Below are 18,525 nucleotides of genomic sequence, written 5' to 3'. Positions count from 1 at the left end.
AGTGGTTTCTTACTACCTTTTGTAGCCATCTACCTCATCTTCTTTTCACCGGAGTCATTTTCCTCTTATTCGCCCTTGGAAATGTTTCTCTTAGCCATTTCGGGGGTGGTGACGGCTGTTCCCCTACTTTGTTTCTCAGAGGCAGTTAAAAGGGCACCACTTAACCTTATTGGGTTTATCCAGTACCTTAATCCTACCATTCAACTGCTCGTGGCTATTCTCATTTTTGGTGAGACGGTTAGCTTTGGAGAATTGAAAGGTTTCCTCTTTATATGGGTAGCCATCCTAGTCTTTGTAACTGGCCAAATCTTAAATTTTCGTAAGAGTTTTTGATAGCTGTCAGGAACTTTTTTATGACATCATCCTAAAAATGGACCAAGTTTATCTGACAATTTTAGAACTTTAAGATATAATAGTAGTATTAGATTAAAATAGCGGAGAATTTTATGCGAAAAATGAAAAAGCTAGTGGGCTATCTGATTCTGCTCGCTATCCCAGTTGCCATTGCTGCAGTCTTGTTTATCTTTAACGGCTCAGGTTATCGCTTGTCAGAACAAGATGCGGCAGACATTGCTTACAAAAATGCAGGTGTCAAAACTTCTGAGATATCTCAATCAACAGTCTCAAAATCACGTTCTGGACTTCACGGAAGTTATGAGATTAGTTTCACAACGTCAGACAATCATTTTGAGTATACGATTGACGGTCAGTCAGGATCTATTTTGAAACATAAGAGTGACCATCCAATGTCAAAAGATGAGGACGATGCTCAAAAAGGTGAAGAGCCTAAAGACGAGACTCAATCTAGCGAAAGTAAGGACGAGACGGCAGTGTCTAAAGAAACTGCACAAACGACAGCTCTTAACCATGCTGGCCTAGCTGAAGGTTCTGTGACCAACTTGAAAACGGAACTGCAGACCGAAGGAGACGGAAAAGTCTACAATATCAGTTTTGATTATGCTGCTAGTGGCCTACGTTACAAATACGCGGTAAATGCTGATTCAGGAGCTATTGTAGCCTATACGACAGAGTATCTCACAGGAGCTACTGCAGCTGCCCAATAAGTCGTAGCTAGTGTGAAAGTTCTCCTTATTATTAAGGAAAAACCTTGCAATTTCTCTGAAATGGTGTAAACTTAAAGTGAAAGCGGTAACAGTAATTTTAGAGAGTGCCGTAAAATCAAGGAGGCTTTGACCATGAAAGAATTCCAAGCATTTAAAGACACGCTTAGCAATAAGGCTCTCAAAGCTATTTACGAAGAAAGTAAATTGGAGGTCCAAAATGAAACAACTGAAGGTACGGAAGCCTTCTCAGTTGCCTTGGCAACCCAAATGGCTATAAATCTACTTGAAAGCTATGAACAATGGCTAAAAGAAGAAAGAGCTAAGGAAGAAAAATAAGATGAAATCCTTGTCGATAGACAGGGGTTTTTCTAATGAGAATAAAATAAGGGATTGGATTTATGTTCCAAGGTAAAATCTGTAATCTGACTTATTTGCAAATTCAGGGCCCCGTATTTTCATTTGTCTTGGTCTTAAAATTGTGATAAAATAAGACCATTCAGAGGTGCTTTGAAGCCCATTTGTTACAGGAAGCGGTGGTACTGAGAAATCCGCACAAATGTCAAAGCTAGTTGCTGATGGTCAAATTGAATTAAGAAAGCTGTGAGTGGTTGCCACTCAAAACTGGGTGGTACCGCGGATACATATTCGTCCCTGTCATGTTTATGGCAGGGATTTTCTGTAGCTTTTAAAGGACCAGGACCGAAGGTCGCAGTGAATTTAAAGATATTGATGCAGACGGAGCGAAAGCAAGGTCTACGTTCCTATCAAAGGAGGGTGACATGAAGCAATCTTTTGAGACCAGTAAATTGTATTATGGTTTTCCTATTTTTATCTTGGGTTATCAGGACCAGACCTACGGCTATAATGTGACGACCTGTAGTTCTTCCTACAGCCTAGGTGATTGGCTTGTCATAGGGGTTGGTAGCGAGGAAAATGCGACAGACCAGATTAAACATTATCAGAAGTTCACTGTGAATATTCCGGATGAAAGTTTCATGTTGGAGATGGAGCAAGCTGGATTTATTAGTCATCGTGAAAAGATTGCTAAACTCGGCTTGAAATTCCAACCTTCGAAACTGACACAAGCACCTATCTTGGGTGCTTGTCCAGTCGTTCTGGATTGTAAGGTCGACAGAATTATTGAGGAAGATGGCATCTGCCATATCTTTGCTAAGATTCTAGACCGCCTTGCTGATTCTGATTTATTAGATAACAAGGGCCATTTCCGTAACGATTCTTTTGCACCGACTTACTTTATGGGTGATGGCCATAAGCGTGTCTATCGCTATCTGGATAATCGAGTGGACCCCATGGGAAGCTTTATCAAGAAAGCGAGGAAAAAGGATGACAAGGGCTGAATTGCCAGAACGAATTGAAACGGAGCGTTTGGTCTTACGAGTCCGTACAGTGGCGGATGCTGAGGATATCTTTGACTTTGCCAGTCTTCCAGAAGTCTCTTATCCAGCAGGCTTTCCGCCCGTTAAGACCTTGGAAGACGAGATCTATTACCTAGAACATATCCTTCCAGAGCGTAATCAAAAGGACAATCTCCCAGCCGGCTATGGCATTGTGGTCAAAGAGACGGATAAGGTCATCGGCTCTGTCGATTTCCCCCGTCGTCACGAAGATGATGTGCTGGAGATCAGCTATACCTTGCACCCAGACTATTGGGGCCAAGGCTATGTACCAGAAGCGTCGCGTACCGTGATTGCCCTAGGCTTTAAAGAACTGGGCCTTCACAAGATTGAATTGACTTGTTTTGGCAACAATGTCCAAAGTCAACGAGTTGCAGAGAAGTTTGGTTTCACCCTTGAAGCTCGTATCCGAGACAGCAAAGATGCTCAAGGCAATCGTTGTGACAGTCTAATATATGGCTTGCTGAAGAAGGAGTGGGAAATAAAGAAAGATGGCTAAAAAGAAAAATCGACAAAAAGAATTTAAGCGTAAGCAAAAATTGATGATAAAAGTTATTTCTGAAGAAGAAAGTTCATTGACAGATTCACTTAGGTATCAACCTGTCTTTGTAGAACGTCGGAAGATTCAAAATTTCGATGAACTACATACAGCACTGATACAATATGCTGATGAACATGGAGAGTATCCAGATGTTCAGCTAATCAATTACCAACTGAAAAATAGGACTTTTGATTGGAATCAAGATCATGCTTTATTCAGAGAAGCTATGTATACTCCTAATAAACAAAAGAGAAATAAACTGTTAAAGCAGGTTTTAAAGCTTAACCCAGATTATTTTGCTGCCGAGTATCACCTTTTTCTTTCGACTGTTCAAGACATTGACTTACCAACTTTTAAAAGAGTATTGGAATTTGAAACTCTGGTTTTAGAAAAATGGAAAATCAATGGGTATAACAATTGGAACTATTTTGAAGCACGCCCTATTCTAACTGCTCTTATGTTTCTGATTGAATATTATATAGCGGAAAGATTTTATTATAAGGCTTTGGAAATAGTTAACTTATACTTAAGTAAGCAACCAGAGCGATTCCCTCCTAACTTTGTTTTCTGTATGCTTTCTCTATATCATATCACTGGTCAAGAATCTAAAGTTGAACGTTTCTATCAGGAAGAACTGAATCAAGGAAAACGTAGTGATACTGTGTTGATACATGCTATTATTTCTGCTTTCTCTAGAGGAAAGGTTGAAGATGCAAGTAAATTATTTGCAAAACTTGTGGAAATCAACGATGATGCTGTTGACTATTTTATAGATGAAGATTGGCCCTTTAAGATTCCTGAAATAGAAGAACTGGAATGTTATTACCCCAATTCAGTCGAATCGCTACAAGCCAGCCTGTATCCTATGTCTGATTATTTACAGGAAAATATTATTTTGACAGACTTTTTGACAACTGAAGCAGAGAAATTTTGCTCTATATCAAGACTCAATAGCCCTTCTGATTTAGCGAAAAACTTATCTACAGTAACTAACTGGTTCTCATTTATGGGAGAAGAGAAAATGAAGGGAATTCGGATGGATATTGTTCGTATCTTTGTTGAGAATGGAATCCAGACATCTACTGACTTTAAAAATTGGACAGAAAAAGAAATCCTCTCTTTGAAGGGAATTGGTCCAGTCACCGTTCAGAAGCTAAAGGAAAATGGGATAAGGTTTAAAAAAGATAATTAATTATTCATTAATAAAAAATTATATGAACAATAGAAATAACTAGAAAGGACACACATATGTCTAAAGAACTTTCACCTAAATACAATCCAGCCGAGGTTGAGGCTGGTCGTTACCAAAAATGGCTTGACGAAGATGTTTTCAAGCCTTCAGGCGATAAAAAGGCTAAGCCTTATTCCATCGTCATTCCACCACCAAACGTAACCGGGAAACTCCACCTTGGTCACGCTTGGGATACAACCTTGCAAGATATCATCATCCGTCAAAAACGGATGCAAGGTTTTGATACGCTTTGGCTTCCAGGAATGGACCATGCTGGGATTGCCACTCAAGCTAAGGTTGAAGCTCGTTTGGCTGAAAGTGGCATTTCTCGATATGACCTTGGTCGTGAAAAATTCCTGGATAAAGTCTGGGAATGGAAAGATGAGTATGCTTCAACTATCAAGCAACAATGGGGTAAAATGGGACTCTCTGTAGATTACTCTCGTGAGCGTTTTACCCTTGACGAAGGGTTGTCAAAAGCCGTTCGTAAGGTCTTTGTAGAGCTTTACAAAAAAGGTTGGATTTACCGTGGTGAATTTATCATCAACTGGGATCCAAAAGCCCGTACAGCCCTCTCTGATATCGAGGTTATTCACAAGGATGTCGAAGGTGCCTTCTACCACATGAACTATATGTTGGAAGATGGTTCACGTGCTCTTGAAGTGGCAACAACTCGTCCTGAAACCATGTTTGGTGATACTGCCGTAGCCGTTAACCCAAATGACGACCGTTACAAAGATTTGATTGGTAAAAATGTTATCCTTCCAATCGCTAACAAACTGATCCCAATCGTTGGGGATGAACACGCAGACCCTGAATTTGGTACTGGTGTCGTGAAAATCACGCCTGCCCACGATCCAAACGACTTCTTGGTTGGTCAACGCCATAACTTACCTCAAGTTAACGTCATGAACGATGACGGAACTATGAACGAGCTTGCCTTTGAATTTGCAGGCATGGATCGTTTTGAAGCTCGTAAGGCAGTCGTTGCTAAGTTGGAAGAAATCGATGCCCTTGTTAAAATCGAAAAACGTGTCCACAGTGTTGGTCACTCAGAGCGTACAGGTGTTGTGGTTGAGCCACGTTTGTCTACGCAATGGTTCGTCAAGATGGACCAATTGGCAAAAAACGCTATCGCTAACCAAGATACAGAAGACAAGGTTGAATTTTACCCACCTCGTTTCAACGATACCTTCCTTCAATGGATGGAAAATGTCCACGACTGGGTAATCTCTCGTCAGCTCTGGTGGGGTCACCAAATCCCTGCTTGGTACAATGCTGAGGGCCAAATGTACGTCGGCGAAGAAGCTCCAGAAGGTGACGGATGGACTCAGGACGAAGACGTCTTGGATACTTGGTTCAGTTCTGCCCTTTGGCCATTCTCAACCATGGGCTGGCCGGATGTCGACTCAGAAGACTTCAAACGTTACTTCCCAACTTCAACCTTGGTAACAGGTTACGACATCATCTTCTTCTGGGTGTCTCGTATGATTTTCCAATCCTTGGAATTCACTGGCCGTCAGCCATTCCAAAATGTCCTTATCCACGGTCTCATCCGTGATGAGCAAGGACGCAAGATGTCTAAATCTCTCGGTAACGGGATTGACCCGATGGACGTCATCGAGAAATACGGTGCCGATGCCCTTCGTTGGTTCCTTTCAAATGGTTCTGCACCAGGGCAAGACGTGCGCTTCTCTTATGAGAAAATGGATGCGTCTTGGAACTTCATCAACAAGATTTGGAACATCTCTCGCTATATCCTCATGAACAATGAAGGCTTGACTCTCGAGCAAGCAACGGCCAATGTGGAAAAAGTGGTCAACAAGGAAGCTGGAAATGTCACTGACCGCTGGATTCTCCATAACCTCAATGAAACGATCGGCAAAGCAACTGCTAACTTTGACAAGTTTGAGTTTGGTGTAGCTGGTCACATCCTCTACAACTTCATCTGGGATGAGTTTGCGGACTGGTACGTTGAGTTGACTAAGGAGGTACTTTACAGCGATAACGAGGACGAAAAAGTCATCACTCGTTCTGTCCTTCTTTACACTTTGGACCAAATCTTGCGTCTCCTTCACCCAATCATGCCATTCGTGACTGAAGAAATCTTTGGACAAATCTCTGAAGGAACTATCGTGATGGCTGAATACCCAGTGGTTCGTCCAGAATTTGAAAATGAAGAAGCGGCAGCTGGCGTTGAAGCTCTTAAAGACGTGATTCGTTCAGTCCGTAACTCACGTGCAGAAGTTAACGTAGCGCCAAGCAAGCCAATCACCATCTTGATTAAGACTAGCGACAGCAAGCTTGACGCCTTCTTCAATGATAACGTCAACTACATCAAACGCTTCACAAATCCAGAACACTTGGAAATTGCAGCAGATGTCGAAGTACCTGACTTGGTTATGTCAAGCATCATCACAGGTGCAGAAATTTACTTGCCACTCGCTGACCTTCTCAATGTCGAAGAAGAATTGGCTCGTCTTGAAAAAGAATTGGCCAAATGGCAAAAAGAACTCGACATGGTCGGTAAGAAACTCTCTAACGAGCGCTTCGTAGCCAACGCCAAACCAGAAGTCGTCCAAAAAGAACGCGACAAACAAGAAGATTACCAAGCTAAATACGATGCGACAGTAGTGCGTATTGATGAGATGAAGAAGTTGGTGAAATAAAGGAGTATTAAGCAGATTCTGATAAATTAAGCTAATATCAGAACTGCTTTTTTAGTTGATTTATGATAAAATAATGGTCAAAAACAAAAGCAATAGGAGGCCGATATGAAAATAAATGCAGTTGATTTATTTTGTGGTGTAGGCGGTCTAACATATGGAATCCAGCAGTCAGGTATCAATGTTGTAGCTGGGTATGATATTGATAAAAAAAGCAAATTTGCCTATGAGTATAACAATGATGCTAAATTTATTTTAAAAGATGTTAAGGATATTGAAGATGACGAAATATTAGGCTTGTATCCGCCAGATACTGATATAAAAGTACTGATTGGGTGTGCTCCCTGTCAACCATTTTCAACATACAGTCATAAATATAAAAATAATATAAATACAATTAAAAAAATGGATTTACTGGACTACTTTGGAAAGCAAGTCAAATTGGTAAAGCCAGACATTGTTTCAATGGAAAATGTACCACAATTAGCGAAAAAAGCTGTATTTAAAAACTTTCTAGCATTACTAGAAAGTGAAGGATATAAAGTAAGTTGGAAAATTGCCTTTGCCCCTGCTTACGGTATTCCCCAAAATAGAAAGCGCTTATTGCTTTTAGCCTCTAAATTTGGAGAAATTTCTTTTACAGAAGAGTTGACCGTGAAGGATTATCCGACTGTTAGACAGGCCATAGGAGATCTACCAAAATTAAATGCTGGTGAGACCGATCCTTTAGATTTGCTGCATACAGCTCGAAATCTATCTGACATTAATTTAAGGCGAATTCGTAGTTCCAAACCAGGAGGAACATGGAGGGACTGGGATGGTTCTTTATTACCAGAATGTTTTAAAAAAAAGAGTGGTGCAACTTATGGTTCCGTATATGGTAGATTAGAGTGGGATAAACCGTCCTCTACAATAACAACTCAATTCCCGGGTTATGGAAATGGTAGATTTGGACATCCAGAACAAGACAGAGCACTTAGTCTTAGAGAAGGAGCCATTTTACAAAGTTTCCCAAGAACCTATCAATTTATCAATGATTTAGACTCATTTTCTAGTCAAAAAATCGCAATGCAAATTGGGAATGCTGTACCTCCGAAGCTTGGGGAGGTAATAGGAAAAAGTATAATAAAACATTCGGAGGAATATTATGCTCAAGCAAATGAAATTATTTGAAGATGAAGAAAAACAGCAAAGAATACAAGAACAAATAAATAAGTTACAATATGAACTTAATTATGATACTCGGGATTATCCTATTAGTTTTATTGTGGATTTATATAATAATGAGAATGAAATTTTTTCTCCTGACTATCAGCGTAACGAATTATTATGGAATCCTAAGCAAAAATCAAGATTTATAGAATCGTTGCTACTTGATTATCCAATTCCTCTCCTATTTTTAGCAGATACGGATGAAGGTAGTATGGAGATAGTTGATGGATTACAAAGGATTTCGACACTATCTGAATTTTTTAATGAAGATTTAAAATTGGTAGGACTAAACAAGCTTACTGAATTAAATGATTGTACTTTGGATGAAATGCCTAAAAATGAAATCAGACGATTAAAAGCTAGATCTCTGAGAGTAATAGTGTTGAAACATAACACTCCGGCCGATGTTCGTAAGGAATTATTTGATAGACTCAATACTAGTTCCTTACATGCTAATACAAGTGAAGTTCGGGCGGGAAGGGAACTTGATAATCCACTTATGATATTGATAAAAACCTTAGCCGAAGATGAACTCTTTCGGAAGAATACAAATCTTTCCCAGAATAAAATTAATCGGAAAGAGGATATTGAATTAGTAAGTCGTTTTTTTGCTTATAGTAATAATTTAGATAATTATGACGGATCAGTGATGAATTTTGTTGATGATTATATCCGAGAAGCTGGAAACAATTGGTCTGATGAAAAAAAAGATTTGTTTGTAGATGAGTTTAATAAAACAATGGAATTTGTTTCTGATAATTTTGAGAGAGGGTTTCAGAAAGACGATCGGAATCATACACCTCGAGTACGTTTTGAGGCACTTTCAGTTGGAATTAACTTAGCGTTAAGAAAATCCCCCCAATTAAATATCTCCAAAGAAAAAATAGATGAGTTATTAAAAAGTGATCACTTAAAAAAATGGACAACTTCTGATGCTGCAAATAATAAAACAAAGGTAATTGGAAGAATACATGGAGTTAGAGACTTTTTATTAAATGGTGACTTTAATGACTGAATACGAAAAATTGAAAAGGGAAATTAATCACTTTATTGATGTTATTAGTATTTATGAGCAATCTATAATGGGGATTCCAAATGTGCTGAATGATTTATTTGAAATACAGATAGCTAGTACTCCAGATGTTTGGGAAGAATTAGAGTACCGATTACAGATTAAAAATAAAGATGATTTTGAAGTGATTGTTAAAATTATGAAGTCCAATTCTATTTTAATGCTATATAATTTAGTTGAGTCTACCATAAGAGTTTCAATGTTAGAATATTATAGCAGTTTAAACGATAAACAATTGTCTTTTAGTCAAGCAATTGAATCAATACAAAAATTGTGGGTTAAAAACTATTTGAGTCAAATAAATAGTAATGAGTTAAATCAAAAAGTATTTAATATGATTTTAAATGTAATAGACGATAATTATTGTGTTGAGATAGAAAAGGAGTCCTTTCACCTTTCTGGTAATGCAGATGTTAAGGAAATTAAAAATATTTTAGAAACACATGGTATTACATACGATAATGATTCATTTAGAGATTATGGTGGAGCTCTCTATACAATTAAGAACAGGAGAAATTATCTAGCTCATGGAAATATTTCTTTTGAAGATAATGGAAAAGAGTTCTCAATTCAGGGCATAATTGAATTAAAGGATAAAACTTATCGGTGTCTAGATTACTTTATTGACCTAATAAATTCTGCAATTCATGATCATAAATTTATGTCAGATAATTTATATTAATCTCTATAATATTGTTCAATATTTTAGCAAGCAGTTAACCTAATGACAAATTCTGTAAGGTCAAACCGATCTGAGAAGTACAATATTTCATTTTTCTTCTTAGGTGTTGGAGGAATTGAAATTTGAACAGACCAACGAGTTCAGAGTGGTGTATGCCAATGAGTTTGATAAGTATGCACGTCAGACTTATCAGTTAAACTATCTAGAGATCTATTTGGATTGGCGCAGATAATACCCCTGTGGATATGATTGGTTAGGCTCAAAAATAGTTATTTTCAAAGTTATGAAATGCTTCCTCCCCTCCCTTCAGCTTTCTTTAAGCAACCCAAGCTATACTATAGTCATCCTAATAAGTATTACTGAACGTCGTTCGGTAGCAATTGCAGTCTTTGACTTTAAGTCAGACAGTGAAACTTTCTTTTTTTCATAAATCTCCCAATAAGTCTAGCCTCTGTGGTTAGGCTTTTTTTGAAATAAATAGATGAAGTTTTATTAGAAAAGCAAACGCTTACGCAAATAAAATGAAAACGTTAGGCAAAGTCAGTGAAAACGTCCAAAAAACCGTCAATTCATTGACTTTCGTGGAAAATAGGACTAAAATAGCATGGTAAAAATAATTAAAAGGAGAATTCTACTATGAATTTAACTATCTTAGGCCTCGGTTTGGCCGTTATGGGTGTCTCTATTGGTGAGGGTATCCTCGTTGCCAATATCGCTAAAGCTGCAGCTCGCCAACCTGAGATGTTTAGCAAACTTCAAACATTGATGTTTACTGGTGTTGCCTTCATCGAAGGTACCTTCTTCGTATTGTTTGCCCTTAGCTACATTGTCTAATAGACAAATAAAAAGATGAAGGAGGGATGAGCAGTGGAAGCTACAAGTAATCCAACCGTCTCATTATTTGGGATTGATTTTGACTTGACGATCCTTGCCATGTCTCTCTTGACAGTAATTATCGTTTTTGGAGTGGTTTTTTGGTCAAGTCGTAAGATGACCATTAAACCAAAGGGAAAACAAAATGTACTCGAGTTCATCTATGAATTTGTGAATAACACCATTTCTCAAAATCTTGGAAAATTCACAAAAAATTATAGTTTGCTCTTGTTTGTAATTTTCACCTTTGTATTTACAGCAAACAACTTAGGTCTGCTTGTATCTGTGAAAAGTGAGCATTACAATTTTTGGTCTTCTCCAACATCGAATTTCGGTGTTACTATCACTCTTTCTTTGATTATTACCCTCATTAGTCATATCGAGGGAATCCGTAAAAAAGGGCTTAAAGGCTATCTCAAAGGTTACCTTTCACCATATCCAGCAATGCTCCCAATGAACATATTGGAACAATTAACCAACCTTGCATCATTGGCTTTGCGTTTGTTTGGTAACATTTATTCTGGTGAGGTACTAACTGGCTTGATTCTTCAATTAGTGAAATGGTCTGCTTTTGCAGCACCTGTATCCTTTGCTTTGAACCTTGTCTGGGTTGCCTTTTCAGCTTTTATTGGTTTCATTCAAGCCTATGTCTTTATTATCCTAAGTTCAAACTACATTGGTGATAAAGTCAACGAAGAATAATTAAGAAAGGGAGAAATAAAATGTCATTACTGATTAATAGTACGACACTTGGTAATATCATTATCACGCTCGGCTCTGTATTTCTCTTGTATTACCTCATTCGTAAATTCGCATGGGATCAAATTACAGGAATCTTTGCCGCTCGTGAAAAGAAAATTGCCACAGATATTGATAGTGCTGAAAATGCTCGTCAAGAAGCAGAAAGCTTGGCACAAAAACGTCAAGATGAGTTAGCCGGTGCTCGCACAGAAGCAGCTCAGATTATTGATGGGGCCAAGGAAACTGGTAAAACTCAAGAGTCAAAAATCATTGCAGAAGCACATGATGAAGCTAAACGCTTGAAAGAGAAAGCAAATCAAGATATCGCTCAAAGCCGTGTGGAAGCACTTGCTGGCGTTAAAGGTGAAGTTGCTGACTTGACTGTCCTTTTGGCAGAAAAAGTTATGAAACAAAACCTTGATGCAAAAGCGCAATCTGACTTGATTGATAGCTATCTTGATCAATTAGGAGATGCTTAATGGATAAAAAAACACAAGCTCTTGTTGAGCAGTATGCCAGAAGTCTGGTAGAAGTCGCTTTTGAACAAGACGCCGTGTCAACGATCCAAGAAGAAGTAAGGCAAATCCTAACAGTTTTTGCTGAAACAAATCTAAAAACCTTCTTGTCTCAAGAGAATGTGACAAGTGAGGCTAAAAAAGAAAGTCTGGGTTTGATTCAAGAGTCTTGTTCAGTTTACATGAACAATTTTCTTGAGGTAATTTCACTCAATGACCGAGCTAACATTCTTTATGATGTGTTGAAATTGGTCCTTGAGCTCTTTGATCAAGAAGACAACACTTATGATGTCACTGTGACATCAGCAAGTCCCTTGTCTGAAGAACAAAAAGCTAGACTTTTGGCGATAGTTTCACAAAAATTTGAGATTAAGACACGTCGTTTAGTAGAAAAAATTGATGAGGATCTCATTGGAGGATTCGTCATCAAAGCAAAGAATAAGGTTATTGACACGTCAATTCGCAGTCAATTGCAAACCTTTAAAACGAATTTGAAATAGAAAGTGGTGTGACTTTTGGCAATTAACGCACAAGAAATTAGCGCTTTAATTAAAAAGCAAATTGAAAACTTCCAGCCAAACTTTGACGTCACTGAAACTGGTGTCGTTACCTATATTGGTGACGGTATCGCACGTGCTCGTGGTCTTGATAATGCTATGAGTGGTGAGTTGCTCGAATTTGAAAATGGTGCCTATGGTATGGCCCAAAACCTTGAAACTAATGATGTCGGTATCATTATCTTGGGAGATTTCGTAGCAATTCGTGAAGGCGATATTGTTAAACGTACTGGAAAAATCATGGAAGTTCCAGTTGGTGAAGCCCTTATTGGTCGTGTAGTAAACCCACTTGGGCAACCAGTTGATGGTCTTGGAGATATCGAAACAACAGGTTTCCGTCCAGTTGAAACACCTGCTCCAGGTGTTATGCAACGTAAATCAGTTTCTGAGCCATTGCAAACTGGTCTTAAGGCGATTGATGCCTTGGTTCCAATTGGACGTGGTCAACGTGAATTGGTCATCGGGGACCGCCAAACTGGTAAAACTTCAGTAGCCATTGATGCTATCTTGAACCAAAAAGGACAAGATATGATCTGTATTTATGTGGCTATTGGTCAAAAAGAATCAACAGTTCGTACACAAGTAGAAACGCTTCGTAAACATGGTGCTCTTGATTACACAATCGTTGTGACTGCCTCAGCATCACAACCATCACCATTGCTTTACATCGCGCCTTACGCTGGTGTTGCAATGGCTGAAGAGTTCATGTATAACGGCAAACATGTCTTGATTGTTTATGATGATTTGTCTAAACAAGCCGTGGCTTACCGTGAACTTTCATTGCTTCTCCGTCGTCCACCAGGTCGTGAAGCCTACCCAGGGGATGTTTTCTATCTCCACTCACGTCTTTTGGAACGTTCAGCTAAGGTTTCAGATGATCTTGGTGGTGGTTCAATTACTGCCTTGCCAATCATCCAAACACAAGCAGGAGATATCTCAGCTTATATCGCAACAAACGTTATCTCAATCACAGATGGACAAATTTTCTTGCAAGAAAACTTGTTTAACTCAGGTATTCGTCCTGCCATTGATGCGGGTTCTTCCGTGTCACGTGTAGGTGGATCAGCGCAAATTAAAGCGATGAAGAAGGTTGCAGGTACGCTTCGTCTTGACTTGGCTTCATATCGCGAACTTGAAGCATTTACACAATTTGGTTCAGATTTGGATGCTGCAACTCAAGCAAAATTGAACCGAGGTCGTCGTACAATCGAAGTATTGAAACAACCACTTCATAAACCACTTCCGGTTGAGAAACAAGTTGTTATTCTTTACGCTTTGACACACGGTTTCTTGGACAGTGTTCCGGTTGATCAAATCTTGGATTTTGAAGAAGCCCTTTATGATTACTTTGATAGCCATCATGAAGATATCTTTGAAACAATCCGTACAACTAAAGATCTTCCTGAGGAATCTGTACTTAATGAAGCTATCCAAGCTTTCAAAGATCAATCAGAATACAAATAGAGATAGGGAGGACAGCATATGGCAGGCTCTCTAAGAGAAATCCAAGCAAAAATTGCTTCAACTAAGAAAACGAGTCAAATTACAGGAGCCATGCAAATGGTTTCTGCTTCTAAATTGACACGTTCTGAGCAAGCTGCTAAAGATTTCCAAATCTATGCCTCAAAAATTAGACAGATCACAACAGATCTTCTACATTCAGAATTGGTTAACGGTTCTTCAAATCCAATGTTGGATGCACGTCCAGTTCGTAAGACAGGTTACATTGTCATTACTTCGGATAAGGGATTAGTTGGAGGATATAATTCAACCATTCTTAAAGCTGTCTTGGATATGATTAAACGTGACCATGATTCTGAAGATGAATATGCTATCATCTCTATTGGTGGAACAGGTTCAGATTTCTTCAAAGCTCGTAACATGAATGTCGCTTTCGAACTTCGTGGACTTGAAGATCAACCTAGTTTCGATCAAGTCGGGAAAATCATTTCTAAAGCTGTAGGAATGTATCAAAATGAGCTTTTTGATGAACTTTATGTGTGTTACAATCACCATGTTAATAGTTTGTCTAGTGAAGTTCGTGTGGAACAAATGCTTCCGATTGCTGATTTGGATCCTAATGAATCTGAAGGTCATGTATTGACCAAGTTTGAATTGGAACCGGATCGTGATACTATTTTGGATCAACTCTTGCCACAATATGCTGAGAGTCTTATCTACGGTGCTATCGTAGATGCCAAAACAGCTGAGCATGCTGCTGGTATGACTGCAATGCAGACTGCCACTGATAATGCTAAGAATGTGATTAACGATTTGACAATCCAATACAACCGTGCACGTCAAGCAGCCATTACTCAAGAAATTACTGAGATTGTTGGTGGTGCTAGTGCACTTGAATAGCTAGAGATTTGTCTTGATTTGACATACAAGAAAAAGGGATGATTGTCATCCAGAAAACTATCATAAGGAGAAAACAATGAGCTCAGGCAAAATTGCTCAGGTTGTTGGTCCTGTTGTAGACGTAGCGTTTGCAGCTGGTGATAAACTTCCTGAGATTAACAATGCATTGGTCGTTTACACTGATGAAGAAAAGTCTAAACGTATCGTGCTCGAAGTAGCTCTTGAACTTGGAGAAGGTGTGGTTCGTACCATTGCCATGGAATCTACTGATGGATTGACTCGTGGGCTAGAAGTTCTGGACACGGGTCGTCCAATCAGCGTTCCTGTTGGTAAAGAAACTCTTGGGCGTGTCTTTAACGTGCTTGGAGATACCATTGACTTGGAAGCACCTTTTGCAGACGATGCAGAGCGTGAACCAATTCATAAAAAAGCACCTACCTTCGATGAATTGTCAACATCTACTGAAATCCTTGAAACAGGGATTAAAGTTATCGACTTGCTTGCCCCTTACCTTAAAGGTGGTAAAGTCGGACTTTTCGGTGGTGCCGGTGTTGGTAAGACTGTTCTTATTCAAGAGTTGATTCACAACATCGCCCAAGAGCACGGTGGTATTTCCGTGTTTACAGGTGTTGGTGAACGTACACGTGAAGGTAATGACCTTTACTGGGAAATGAAAGAATCTGGCGTTATCGAGAAAACAGCCATGGTCTTTGGTCAAATGAATGAACCACCAGGAGCACGTATGCGTGTTGCCCTTACTGGTTTGACTATTGCGGAATACTTCCGTGATGTTGAAGGTCAAGACGTGCTTCTCTTCATCGATAACATCTTCCGTTTCACTCAAGCGGGTTCTGAGGTTTCTGCCCTTCTTGGCCGTATGCCATCAGCCGTTGGTTATCAACCAACACTTGCTACTGAAATGGGGCAATTGCAAGAACGTATCACATCAACTAAAAAAGGTTCTGTTACATCAATCCAAGCTATCTATGTCCCAGCCGATGACTATACTGACCCAGCGCCAGCTACAGCATTTGCTCACTTGGATTCAACAACCAACCTTGAACGTAAGTTGACACAAATGGGTATTTACCCAGCCGTTGACCCATTGGCATCAAGCTCACGTGCCCTCTCACCTGAAATTGTTGGTGAAGAACACTATGCTGTTGCGACTGAAGTTCAACGTGTGCTTCAACGTTACCGTGAATTGCAAGATATTATCGCTATCCTTGGTATGGACGAATTGTCAGACGAAGAAAAAACATTGGTTGGACGTGCTCGTCGTATCCAATTCTTCTTGTCGCAAAACTTCAACGTTGCTGAGCAGTTTACTGGACAACCAGGTTCTTATGTTCCAGTTGCCGAAACTGTTCGTAGCTTTAAAGAAATCCTTGAAGGTAAATATGACAATCTTCCTGAAGATGCCTTCCGTAGCGTAGGTCCGATTGAGGATGTAGTAGCTAAAGCTAAAGCTATGGGCTACTAATGAGGTGAAGATATGGCACAAATGACCGTACAAGTGGTAACTCCAGATGGTCTTAAATACGACCATCATGCCAGCTTTATCCACGCGGTTACTAAAGATGGTCAAATTGGTATTTTGCCAGGCCATATTAACTTGATCGCTCCACTTGAAGTGGATGAGCTCAAGGTTCGTCGTGTGGATGACGAGAGTCACGTCGATTGGATTGCCGTAAACGGTGGTATCATCGAAGTTAAAGATGATTTCATTACTATCGTTGCCGATTCAGCAGAACGTGAACGCGACATTGACGTTTCTCGTGCCGAACGTGCCAAGCAACGTGCCGAACGTGACTTGGAAGAAGCAACCAAATCTGATCGTATTGATGAAGTTCAACGTGCTCAGGTTGCTCTCCGTCGAGCACTTAATCGTATCAGTGTCGGTACAAAATAAGATAAAAAACGGGATCTAAGTCTCGTTTTTTTTGTTTATCCTTAAAGGAAATATGAGGACTAGCAATCTTACTACAGAAAGTTAGTTGCCAGATGAATTTGAGTATAAAAGACTAAATAAAATTTTTAGAAATGAAAACGGTTAATTTAGATTTTACTTTAGTTTAAGATATCAAAGTGTTATAATATAAGCTGTTAGCTTTATGTTTTTTATGAAAATGTAGAGTAACGTAATAGAAAGTATGAGTTTTTTAGATATGAAAATTGAAAAGAAACATCTTTTGGACTATACCATCTTGATACCTTATTTAATTTTATCAGTGGTTGGTTTGATTATGGTTTATTCAACAACGAGTGCTCTTTTAGTAACTTATGGAGCCAACCCTTTCGCATCAGTTATGAACCAAGGTGCCTTTTGGCTAGTATCCTTATTCTTTATCTTTTTCATTTATCGATTGAAATTGAATTTCCTCAGAAAAGATAAGGTCCTAGGAGCTGTCATATTTGTCGAAATTTTACTCTTGGTTGTTGCGAAGTTTTTCACTAAAGAAATTAATGGAGCGAATGGATGGATTGTACTGGGTCCCTTATCTTTCCAACCAGCGGAGTATCTTAAGGTTATTGTTGTTTGGTATTTGGCACACACCTTCTCAAAACAACAGTCAGCTATAGAACGTTATGACTATCAGGCCTTGACTAAGAATAGGTGGATACCGAGGAATAAAAAAGAACTTAATGACTGGCGTTACTATTTGCTGGTAATGATTGGCTTAGTTGCCATCCAACCGGACTTGGGGAATGCGGCTATCATCGTATTGACAACAGTCGTCATGTTTTCAATTTCTGGTGTTGGCTATCGTTGGTTTACAGCGCTGTTTGCTGGCATTGTAGGACTGTCGTCTGCTTTTCTTGGATTGATTGCTTTGGTTGGAGTACAAACCATGGCTAAGGTACCTGTCTTTGGATATGTTGCCAAGCGTTTTGCAGCTTATTTTAATCCTTTTAAGGATTTAACAGGTTCAGGACTTCAGTTATCACATTCCTACTATGCTATGAGTAATGGAGGGTGGTTCGGTCTTGGACTCGGAAATTCGATTGAGAAAACCGGTTATCTCCCAGAAGCAACGACCGACTTTGTTTTTTCAATTGTTATTGAAGAGTTAGGCCTCATTGGAGCAGGTTTGATTCTGGCCCTTCTCTTTTTCCTTATTCTTCGTATTATGATTGTAGGCGTTAAGGCTAGAAATCCATTTAACTCTATGATGGCACTTGGTGTGGGAGCTCTCATGCTTATGCAAGTTTTTGTTAATATCGGTGGAATCTCAGGTTTGATTCCATCGACAGGGGTTACCTTCCCCTTCCTTTCACAAGGTGGTAACTCTCTCTTGGTAACTTCCGTTGGTATTGCTTTTGTCTTGAATATCGCTGCTAATGAAAAACGAGATAATATCGTTCAGTCTATCGAGGAAGAGTTGTCTCAGACTCAAGAGCTAGAAAGTCAAAATGAAAAAATTGTACCTTTAAGAAGAAGTCGTTAAGATACGGCTTCTTTTTGTCTTTTGCAGTGTAGTCATGGTTTTGATAGGATGAAAAGATTATAGAAGTAGTAGAAAGAGAATTATTGAAAGAAATATTTGTAATTACTCTAAAGAAAAACTGAAAACTATATAAAATACTTGCAATT

General features: G+C 39.1%; 19 protein-coding genes and 1 pseudogene. All 20 read left to right on the top strand.

The features are described from left to right. The coding region (locus RWZ99_RS06705) for an EamA family transporter (RefSeq protein ID WP_399556229.1) at nucleotides 1-333 on the top strand (333 nt) is incomplete at its 5' end. 113 nt (nucleotides 334-446) lie between these two features. Continuing rightward, on the top strand, nucleotides 447-1,064 hold the full coding sequence (locus RWZ99_RS06700; RefSeq protein WP_314677249.1) for a PepSY domain-containing protein: 618 nt from the start codon (nucleotides 447-449) through the stop codon (nucleotides 1,062-1,064). Between the two features lie 132 nt (nucleotides 1,065-1,196). Then, nucleotides 1,197-1,400: a hypothetical protein gene (locus tag RWZ99_RS06695; RefSeq protein WP_183139438.1), complete on the top strand. Its 204-nt coding sequence runs from the start codon at nucleotides 1,197-1,199 to the stop codon at nucleotides 1,398-1,400. 443 nt (nucleotides 1,401-1,843) lie between these two features. Then, a complete protein-coding gene (locus tag RWZ99_RS06690; RefSeq protein ID WP_314677247.1) occupies nucleotides 1,844-2,422 on the top strand; it encodes a flavin reductase family protein in 579 nt (192 codons plus the stop codon). Next, a complete protein-coding gene (locus RWZ99_RS06685; protein ID WP_314677246.1) occupies nucleotides 2,409-2,978 on the top strand; it encodes a GNAT family protein in 570 nt (189 codons plus the stop codon). The genes RWZ99_RS06690 and RWZ99_RS06685 overlap by 14 nt, the downstream gene beginning before the upstream one ends. Continuing rightward, the gene (locus RWZ99_RS06680) at nucleotides 2,971-4,212 is read left to right on the top strand and encodes a hypothetical protein (protein WP_314677245.1); all 1,242 of its coding nucleotides are present in this window, start codon (nucleotides 2,971-2,973) and stop codon (nucleotides 4,210-4,212) included. The genes RWZ99_RS06685 and RWZ99_RS06680 overlap by 8 nt, the downstream gene beginning before the upstream one ends. Before the next feature lie 56 nt (nucleotides 4,213-4,268). Continuing rightward, a complete protein-coding gene (locus RWZ99_RS06675; protein WP_314677244.1) occupies nucleotides 4,269-6,920 on the top strand; it encodes a valine--tRNA ligase in 2,652 nt (883 codons plus the stop codon). 105 nt (nucleotides 6,921-7,025) lie between these two features. After that, nucleotides 7,026-8,090: a DNA cytosine methyltransferase gene (locus RWZ99_RS06670; protein WP_314677243.1), complete on the top strand. Its 1,065-nt coding sequence runs from the start codon at nucleotides 7,026-7,028 to the stop codon at nucleotides 8,088-8,090. Next, the gene (locus RWZ99_RS06665; protein ID WP_314677242.1) at nucleotides 8,065-9,144 is read left to right on the top strand and encodes a DUF262 domain-containing protein; all 1,080 of its coding nucleotides are present in this window, start codon (nucleotides 8,065-8,067) and stop codon (nucleotides 9,142-9,144) included. Before RWZ99_RS06670 ends, RWZ99_RS06665 begins: the two co-directional genes overlap by 26 nt. Beyond that, the gene (locus RWZ99_RS06660; RefSeq protein WP_314677241.1) at nucleotides 9,137-9,883 is read left to right on the top strand and encodes an MAE_28990/MAE_18760 family HEPN-like nuclease; all 747 of its coding nucleotides are present in this window, start codon (nucleotides 9,137-9,139) and stop codon (nucleotides 9,881-9,883) included. Before RWZ99_RS06665 ends, RWZ99_RS06660 begins: the two co-directional genes overlap by 8 nt. Nucleotides 9,884-9,925: 42 nt before the next feature. Then, nucleotides 9,926-10,109, top strand: a pseudogene (locus RWZ99_RS06655) (DNA cytosine methyltransferase); the annotation flags it as partial. A gap of 410 nt (nucleotides 10,110-10,519) precedes the next feature. Further along, nucleotides 10,520-10,717 carry a F0F1 ATP synthase subunit C gene (locus RWZ99_RS06650; protein ID WP_004229660.1) on the top strand — a complete coding sequence of 66 codons (198 nt, stop codon included), beginning with the start codon at nucleotides 10,520-10,522 and terminating at the stop codon, nucleotides 10,715-10,717. A 33-nt stretch (nucleotides 10,718-10,750) separates the two neighbouring features. After that, entirely contained in the window at nucleotides 10,751-11,458 is a 708-nt protein-coding gene (atpB, locus tag RWZ99_RS06645) for a F0F1 ATP synthase subunit A (RefSeq protein WP_314677236.1), read from the top strand. 20 nt (nucleotides 11,459-11,478) lie between these two features. After that, the gene (gene atpF / locus RWZ99_RS06640; protein ID WP_002886161.1) at nucleotides 11,479-11,976 is read left to right on the top strand and encodes a F0F1 ATP synthase subunit B; all 498 of its coding nucleotides are present in this window, start codon (nucleotides 11,479-11,481) and stop codon (nucleotides 11,974-11,976) included. Then, a complete protein-coding gene (locus RWZ99_RS06635) occupies nucleotides 11,976-12,512 on the top strand; it encodes a F0F1 ATP synthase subunit delta (protein WP_314677233.1) in 537 nt (178 codons plus the stop codon). Before atpF ends, RWZ99_RS06635 begins: the two co-directional genes overlap by 1 nt. A gap of 15 nt (nucleotides 12,513-12,527) precedes the next feature. Beyond that, nucleotides 12,528-14,033 carry a F0F1 ATP synthase subunit alpha gene (atpA, locus tag RWZ99_RS06630; RefSeq protein ID WP_002885972.1) on the top strand — a complete coding sequence of 502 codons (1,506 nt, stop codon included), beginning with the start codon at nucleotides 12,528-12,530 and terminating at the stop codon, nucleotides 14,031-14,033. 18 nt (nucleotides 14,034-14,051) lie between these two features. After that, nucleotides 14,052-14,930, top strand: a complete 879-nt coding sequence (locus RWZ99_RS06625; RefSeq protein WP_314677232.1) for a F0F1 ATP synthase subunit gamma — start codon at nucleotides 14,052-14,054, stop codon at nucleotides 14,928-14,930. 76 nt (nucleotides 14,931-15,006) lie between these two features. Next, the gene (gene atpD, locus RWZ99_RS06620) at nucleotides 15,007-16,413 is read left to right on the top strand and encodes a F0F1 ATP synthase subunit beta (protein ID WP_314677231.1); all 1,407 of its coding nucleotides are present in this window, start codon (nucleotides 15,007-15,009) and stop codon (nucleotides 16,411-16,413) included. Between the two features lie 12 nt (nucleotides 16,414-16,425). Beyond that, complete coding sequence (locus RWZ99_RS06615; RefSeq protein WP_002890211.1) at nucleotides 16,426-16,842, top strand: F0F1 ATP synthase subunit epsilon; 417 nt, start codon at nucleotides 16,426-16,428, stop codon at nucleotides 16,840-16,842. Between the two features lie 256 nt (nucleotides 16,843-17,098). Continuing rightward, nucleotides 17,099-18,379 (top strand): cell division peptidoglycan polymerase FtsW, encoded by a 1,281-nt coding sequence (gene ftsW, locus RWZ99_RS06610; protein WP_314677229.1) that lies wholly within the window; start codon nucleotides 17,099-17,101, stop codon nucleotides 18,377-18,379. Nucleotides 18,380-18,525: the final 146 nt, after the last annotated feature.

It is taken from the genome of uncultured Streptococcus sp. (genome assembly GCF_963545685.1).
GTDB lineage: Bacteria > Bacillota > Bacilli > Lactobacillales > Streptococcaceae > Streptococcus.
This window is presented reverse-complemented; position numbering and strand designations above follow the sequence as displayed.

Excerpts from the sequence above, each read along its gene's own strand:
- RWZ99_RS06700 (WP_314677249.1), top strand. The coding sequence starts at position 447 with ATGCGAAAAATGAAAAAGCTAGTGGGCTATCTGATTCTGCTCGCTATC.
- RWZ99_RS06695 (WP_183139438.1), top strand. The coding sequence starts at position 1,197 with ATGAAAGAATTCCAAGCATTTAAAGACACGCTTAGCAATAAGGCTCTC.
- RWZ99_RS06690 (WP_314677247.1), top strand. The coding sequence starts at position 1,844 with ATGAAGCAATCTTTTGAGACCAGTAAATTGTATTATGGTTTTCCTATT.
- RWZ99_RS06685 (WP_314677246.1), top strand. The coding sequence starts at position 2,409 with ATGACAAGGGCTGAATTGCCAGAACGAATTGAAACGGAGCGTTTGGTC.
- RWZ99_RS06680 (WP_314677245.1), top strand. The coding sequence starts at position 2,971 with ATGGCTAAAAAGAAAAATCGACAAAAAGAATTTAAGCGTAAGCAAAAA.
- RWZ99_RS06675 (WP_314677244.1), top strand. The coding sequence starts at position 4,269 with ATGTCTAAAGAACTTTCACCTAAATACAATCCAGCCGAGGTTGAGGCT.
- RWZ99_RS06670 (WP_314677243.1), top strand. The coding sequence starts at position 7,026 with ATGAAAATAAATGCAGTTGATTTATTTTGTGGTGTAGGCGGTCTAACA.
- RWZ99_RS06665 (WP_314677242.1), top strand. The coding sequence starts at position 8,065 with ATGCTCAAGCAAATGAAATTATTTGAAGATGAAGAAAAACAGCAAAGA.
- RWZ99_RS06660 (WP_314677241.1), top strand. The coding sequence starts at position 9,137 with ATGACTGAATACGAAAAATTGAAAAGGGAAATTAATCACTTTATTGAT.
- RWZ99_RS06650 (WP_004229660.1), top strand. The coding sequence starts at position 10,520 with ATGAATTTAACTATCTTAGGCCTCGGTTTGGCCGTTATGGGTGTCTCT.
- atpF (WP_002886161.1), top strand. The coding sequence starts at position 11,479 with ATGTCATTACTGATTAATAGTACGACACTTGGTAATATCATTATCACG.
- RWZ99_RS06635 (WP_314677233.1), top strand. The coding sequence starts at position 11,976 with ATGGATAAAAAAACACAAGCTCTTGTTGAGCAGTATGCCAGAAGTCTG.
- RWZ99_RS06625 (WP_314677232.1), top strand. The coding sequence starts at position 14,052 with ATGGCAGGCTCTCTAAGAGAAATCCAAGCAAAAATTGCTTCAACTAAG.
- atpD (WP_314677231.1), top strand. The coding sequence starts at position 15,007 with ATGAGCTCAGGCAAAATTGCTCAGGTTGTTGGTCCTGTTGTAGACGTA.
- RWZ99_RS06615 (WP_002890211.1), top strand. The coding sequence starts at position 16,426 with ATGGCACAAATGACCGTACAAGTGGTAACTCCAGATGGTCTTAAATAC.
- ftsW (WP_314677229.1), top strand. The coding sequence starts at position 17,099 with ATGAAAATTGAAAAGAAACATCTTTTGGACTATACCATCTTGATACCT.